Annotated in this window: 2 rRNA genes; both read left to right on the top strand. The window is 55.7% G+C overall.

Features of this window, described 5'->3' with window-relative positions:
• Positions 1-182 precede the first annotated feature (182 nt).
• Positions 183-1,719 (top strand): 16S ribosomal RNA (locus Q0747_RS13820).
• Between the two features lie 590 nt (positions 1,720-2,309).
• Positions 2,310-5,465: ribosomal RNA gene (locus Q0747_RS13815) — 23S ribosomal RNA — on the top strand.
• The 16S and 23S rRNA genes sit together here, the layout of an rRNA operon.
• Positions 5,466-5,554: the final 89 nt, after the last annotated feature.

Below are 5,554 nucleotides of genomic sequence, written 5' to 3'. Positions count from 1 at the left end.
CGTTTGCTCCTGTTGTTTGAGAACTCAATAGTGTGCCAAGTTTTTTGATACCGATTGTTTGTTGATTGGTTGAATTTGCTGGTCGCCGTCGTTGTGGTGGTGGCTGGTTTTTTTGGCTGGTTTCGAATTTTGTGCAGCATTGTTGTCCGTTTTCCCGGGTGATGGTGTTGTGTTCGTAGTTTTTTACGGAGAGTTTGATCCTGGCTCAGGATGAACGCTGGCGGCGTGCTTAACACATGCAAGTCGAACGATGATCTCCAGCTTGCTGGGGGGATTAGTGGCGAACGGGTGAGTAACACGTGAGTAACCTGCCCTTGACTCCGGGATAAGCCTGAGAAATTGGGTCTAATACTGGATACGACCTTCCCGCGCATGCGGTGTTGGTGGAAAGCTTTTGTGGTTTTGGATGGACTCGCGGCCTATCAGCTTGTTGGTGGGGTAATGGCTTACCAAGGCGACGACGGGTAGCCGGCCTGAGAGGGTGACCGGCCACACTGGGACTGAGACACGGCCCAGACTCCTACGGGAGGCAGCAGTGGGGAATATTGCACAATGGGCGAAAGCCTGATGCAGCGACGCCGCGTGAGGGATGAAGGCCTTCGGGTTGTAAACCTCTTTCAGTAGGGAAGAAGCTTATCCTTTTGGGTTGGTGACGGTACCTGCAGAAGAAGCGCCGGCTAACTACGTGCCAGCAGCCGCGGTAATACGTAGGGCGCAAGCGTTATCCGGAATTATTGGGCGTAAAGAGCTCGTAGGCGGTTTGTCGCGTCTGTCGTGAAAGTCCGGGGCTTAACCCCGGATCTGCGGTGGGTACGGGCAGACTAGAGTGCAGTAGGGGAGACTGGAATTCCTGGTGTAGCGGTGAAATGCGCAGATATCAGGAGGAACACCGATGGCGAAGGCAGGTCTCTGGGCTGTAACTGACGCTGAGGAGCGAAAGCATGGGGAGCGAACAGGATTAGATACCCTGGTAGTCCATGCCGTAAACGTTGGGCACTAGGTGTGGGGGACATTCCACGTTTTCCGCGCCGTAGCTAACGCATTAAGTGCCCCGCCTGGGGAGTACGGCCGCAAGGCTAAAACTCAAAGGAATTGACGGGGGCCCGCACAAGCGGCGGAGCATGCGGATTAATTCGATGCAACGCGAAGAACCTTACCAAGGCTTGACATGAACCGGAATGATGCAGAGATGTGTCAGCCACTTGTGGCCGGTTTACAGGTGGTGCATGGTTGTCGTCAGCTCGTGTCGTGAGATGTTGGGTTAAGTCCCGCAACGAGCGCAACCCTCGTTCCATGTTGCCAGCGGGTTATGCCGGGGACTCATGGGAGACTGCCGGGGTCAACTCGGAGGAAGGTGGGGACGACGTCAAATCATCATGCCCCTTATGTCTTGGGCTTCACGCGTGCTACAATGGCCGGTACAAAGGGTTGCGATACTGTGAGGTGGAGCTAATCCCAAAAAGCCGGTCTCAGTTCGGATTGAGGTCTGCAACTCGACCTCATGAAGTTGGAGTCGCTAGTAATCGCAGATCAGCAACGCTGCGGTGAATACGTTCCCGGGCCTTGTACACACCGCCCGTCAAGTCACGAAAGTTGGTAACACCCGAAGCCGGTGGCCTAACCCCTTGTGGGAGGGAGCCGTCGAAGGTGGGACCGGCGATTGGGACTAAGTCGTAACAAGGTAGCCGTACCGGAAGGTGCGGCTGGATCACCTCCTTTCTAAGGAGCGCCTCAAGGTCTGCTCGCTCATCCTCTGTGGTGGGTGTGTGTCCTTGCAGGAGTTGGCCCATAGCGCGGGCGTTTGTTCCGCGGTGGGTGCTCATGGGTGGAATATCAAGAAATAGGTTCATCTGGTGATGTCGTTGGTGTCGTAGTACGCCTGTCGTGTGGTGCCTGGTGGTCCTCGCAGTGATGTGGGGGTTGTCCAGGTGGTGTGCGGGGGGTTGGAAAGTGATGCTGGTGGTGTTGGTGGGTGGAGTGTTTGGCACACTGTTGGGTCCTGAGATAACAGGGCTCCTTGTCGTCGTGGTTCCCGGGTTCGTCCCGGGGGTGATGATGGGTGGGGGGTTTGGTTGTTTCTGGTGTTCCTGCGCATGCCGTGCTCGTCCCTGTTGTGGGGTGGGTGGGGGTGTGTCGGGGTTGTTGGTTGAGAACTGCATAGTGGACGCGAGCATCTTAGAAACTGTGAGCGGAGTGTGTCGCACGGTGATGGGTGTGCTGGTGGTCTTGTCTTGTTCCTTTGTGGGGTGGGGCGGGGGTGCTGGTTCGCTTGTTGTGTGCGGTGGCTTCGTGAGCTGAGTGATTTTTGTGGTCAAGTTTTTAAGGGCACACGGTGGATGCCTTGGCATCAGGAGCCGAAGAAGGACGTGGGAATCTGCGATAAGCCTGGGGGAGTTGATAACCGAACTGTGATCCCAGGATGTCCGAATGGGGAAACCCCGCCCGGCGCGCGAGTGACCGGGTGACCCGTATCTGAACACATAGGGTACGTGGGGGGAACGTGGGGAAGTGAAACATCTCAGTACCCACAGGAAGAGAAAACAATAGTGATTCCGTCAGTAGTGGCGAGCGAACGCGGATCAGGCTAAACCAGTGGTGTGTGATAGCCGGCGGGCGTTGCATCACTGGGGTTGTGGGACTTTCCGTACCAGTTCTGCCGGATTGGTGAAATGTGTGCGTGCGTATAGGTGAACGGGTTTGAAAGCCCGGCCGGAGAGGGTGTAAGTCCCGTAACCGTAATGCGTGACGCCGTTTGGAGAGGATCCCAAGTAGCACGGGGCCCGAGAAATCCCGTGCGAATCTGCCAGGACCACCTGGTAAGCCTAAATACTCCCTGATGACCGATAGCGGACCAGTACCGTGAGGGAAAGGTGAAAAGTACCCCGGGAGGGGAGTGAAATAGTACCTGAAACCGTGTGCCTACAAACCGTCGGAGCAGACTTGTTTCTGTGACGGCGTGCCTTTTGAAGAATGAGCCTGCGAGTTAGTGTTACGTCGCGAGGTTAACCCGTGTGGGGAAGCCGTAGCGAAAGCGAGTCTGAATAGGGCGAGTGAGTGGCGTGATCTAGACCCGAAGCGAAGTGATCTACCCATGGCCAGGTTGAAGCGACGGTAAGACGTCGTGGAGGACCGAACCCACTTCAGTTGAAAATGGAGGGGATGAGCTGTGGGTAGGGGTGAAAGGCCAATCAAACTTCGTGATAGCTGGTTCTCCCCGAAATGCATTTAGGTGCAGCGTTGCGTGTTTCTTGCCGGAGGTAGAGCTACTGGATGACTGATGGGCCCTACAAGGTTACTGACGTCAGCCAAACTCCGAATGCCGGTAAGTGAGAGCGCAGCAGTGAGACTGTGGGGGATAAGCTTCATAGTCGAGAGGGAAACAGCCCAGACCACCAACTAAGGCCCCTAAGCGTGTGCTAAGTGGGAAAGGATGTGGAGTTGCGAAGACAACCAGGAGGTTGGCTTAGAAGCAGCCATCCTTGAAAGAGTGCGTAATAGCTCACTGGTCAAGTGATTCCGCGCCGACAATGTAGCGGGGCTCAAGTACACCGCCGAAGTTGTGGCATTCACGCGTATACCCAAGCCGGAGACGTGTTCTTTTGGTTCAGGGGTGTGGATGGGTAGGGGAGCGTCGTGTGGGCGGTGAAGTCGCGGTGTGAACCAGCGGTGGAGCCTACACGAGTGAGAATGCAGGCATGAGTAGCGAAAGACGGGTGAGAAACCCGTCCGCCGAATGATCAAGGGTTCCAGGGTCAAGCTAATCTGCCCTGGGTAAGTCGGGACCTAAGGCGAGGCCGACAGGCGTAGTCGATGGACAACGGGTTGATATTCCCGTACCGGCGAAGAACCGCCAATACTGATCGAGGGATACTAACCGCCAGAAGCATGACCGCCCACCCTTGTGGTGACGTGGTTTTTTGCCGATCGCGGGACCTGATCTCGGGAGGTAAGCGTATTAACAGGTGTGACGCAGGAAGGTAGCCGAGCCGGGCGATGGTTGTCCCGGTCTAAGGATGTAGGGCGGACCATAGGCAAATCCGTGGTCCTGGTTTAGATACCGTGCTTGAGATCTGATGGGACCCCCGTATGGGGGAATTCGGTGATCCTATGCTGCCTAGAAAAGCATCGGCGCGAGGTTCCAGCTGCCCGTACCCCAAACCGACACAGGTGATCAGGTAGAGAATACTAAGGCGATCGAGAGAATTATGGTTAAGGAACTCGGCAAAATGCCCCCGTAACTTCGGGAGAAGGGGGGCCCCAACCTTGACCGGTACTTGCTACCGGGAGGGGATCAGGGCCGCAGAGACCAGGGGGAAGCGACTGTTTACTAAAAACACAGGTCCGTGCGAAGTCGCAAGACGATGTATACGGACTGACTCCTGCCCGGTGCTGGAAGGTTAAGAGGACCGGTTAGTTCCACGCTTGCGTGGGACGAAGCTGGGAATTCAAGCCCCAGTAAACGGCGGTGGTAACTATAACCATCCTAAGGTAGCGAAATTCCTTGTCGGGTAAGTTCCGACCTGCACGAATGGAGTAACGACTTCCCCGCTGTCTCAACCATAAACTCGGCGAAATTGCAGTACGAGTAAAGATGCTCGTTACGCGCAGCAGGACGGAAAGACCCCGAGACCTTCACTATAGTTTGGTATTGGTGTTCGGTGTGGCTTGTGTAGGATAGGTGGGAGACTGTGAAGGGTGGACGCTAGTTCGCCTGGAGTCATCGTTGAAATACCACTCTGGTCACTCTGGATATCTAACTTCGGCCCGTAATCCGGGTCAGGGACAGTGCCTGATGGGTAGTTTAACTGGGGCGGTTGCCTCCTAAAAAGTAACGGAGGCGCCCAAAGGTTCCCTCAGCCTGGTTGGCAATCAGGTGGCGAGTGTAAGTGCACAAGGGAGCTTGACTGTGAGAGAGACATCTCAAGCAGGGACGAAAGTCGGGACTAGTGATCCGGCGGCACATTGTGGAATGGCCGTCGCTCAACGGATAAAAGGTACCTCGGGGATAACAGGCTGATCTTGCCCAAGAGTCCATATCGACGGCATGGTTTGGCACCTCGATGTCGGCTCGTCGCATCCTGGGGCTGGAGTAGGTCCCAAGGGTTGGGCTGTTCGCCCATTAAAGCGGTACGCGAGCTGGGTTTAGAACGTCGTGAGACAGTTCGGTCCCTATCCGCTGCGCGCGCAGGAAATTTGAGAAGGGCTGTCCTTAGTACGAGAGGACCGGGACGGACGAACCTCTGGTGTGTCAGTTGTACTGCCAAGTGCACCGCTGATTAGCTACGTTCGGATGGGATAACCGCTGAAAGCATCTAAGCGGGAAGCCTGCTTCAAGATGAGATTTCCATACACCTTGAGTGTGAGAGGCCCCCAGCCAGACCACTGGGTTGATAGGCCGGATGTGGAAGCAGGGACTAACGACCTGTGAAGCTGACCGGTACTAATAAGCCGATAACTTACACCACACACCCCCCCACCCCACCCACGGTGGAAACCAAGGGGGAGTGAAAATCACACATGCTACGCGTCCACTATGCGGTTCCCAACCAACAAC

The organism is uncultured Arthrobacter sp. (assembly GCF_947493765.1).
Classification (GTDB): Bacteria; Actinomycetota; Actinomycetes; order Actinomycetales; family Micrococcaceae; genus Arthrobacter_D.
This window is presented reverse-complemented; position numbering and strand designations above follow the sequence as displayed.